Genomic DNA, 1,086 nt, shown 5'->3' with positions numbered 1-1,086 from the left:
GGGCCTTTGACCGTGTAGCTTTTGGTGACGAGATTGCCGGTCGCTTCATCCTTGCCGGTGCTCGCCATCGTCAGTTCGCCGTCACTCTGCAACAGCTTGAGCGCATAGGCCGCCTGCCGCACCCCTTCTTCTTCGGCGATGGCGAGGATTTTATGCTGCAGGTTGGTTTCACCGAGATAAAACAGGCTCTGGCCGGTCATGGCGCTGTACTGGATACGTTCTTCTTCCGGGATCAGATTCAGCACGGCATCCATCAGGCTGCTCTTACCGGCGGCGCTGCTGCTCTGGATCAGGACGGCTAAGGGTTTGGGCAGTTTGCGGCTCACGGTGGCCAGATACCCCGCCAACAGGTTGGTCGATTCGCCGACAACCCCGCAGGCACTCAGGTCGGCGGTGATGCGGCTGATAAGTTCGGGGTCTTTCAGCAAGGCTTCGGCGGCGTGTTGGTCATCTTCATTCATCAATGGGGTGACCTGCGCCGTGTCTGCTTCAGCCCACGCCCATTGTTCCAGCACCAATAACACCCGCCCCAGTTCGCGCTTAATCAGCGTTTCCGGCAAGGCCAACTCCTGCGAAGCCTGACGCACGAACGCTGACCGGGCACGGGCACTGAGGATATCGAAGCTGTCCACGAACAGCGCCCCGCTGGGTTTGTCGATGAGCTGCACATTGACTTTCATCACCGTGGCCCCGGTTTTCTGCTGTGCCCCGCGTATCCGCCATTCCTGCCCGTCCTGCCGGACAACGATGTCCCCGTTGTCAGCGAGTGTCGTGACCACACCCGGTTCAGGCACCAATGCCGCCGCCGGGACTGACACGGTGGCGGCGGCATTGGGGTTTGCCAGCGGCGTTTTGATGGGGTCGCCGAGCCATTGTGCTGCGTCCAGTAACTGGCCGAAGGCATTTTCCGGGTTCGCCACTTCGCAGCTAAAGCGATTGGCATCACGGCCTTCGGGTAACACGACCCGCCAGACAGCCAGCCCGGCCAGTTGCAGCTCAGCGGCCAGCACCGCCGCCGCGTCATTGCCCGCTTTATCATTGTCATAGGCAATATGCACCTGCCGGATGTCATGCTGCCGGAAGGCG

At 61.0% G+C, this 1,086-nt stretch carries 1 protein-coding gene; it reads right to left on the bottom strand.

Annotation, left to right across the window (positions count from 1 at the left end):
- Positions 1 to 1,086, bottom strand: a 1,086-nt coding sequence (locus Xsze_RS21455; protein ID WP_211293381.1) for a toprim domain-containing protein, incomplete at both ends; no start/stop codon positions are given.

Source organism: Xenorhabdus szentirmaii DSM 16338 (assembly GCF_002632585.1).
Lineage (GTDB): Bacteria > Pseudomonadota > Gammaproteobacteria > Enterobacterales > Enterobacteriaceae > Xenorhabdus > Xenorhabdus szentirmaii.
Note: the sequence above shows the minus strand (reverse complement) of the source record. Positions and strands in the feature narration are given on the sequence as shown.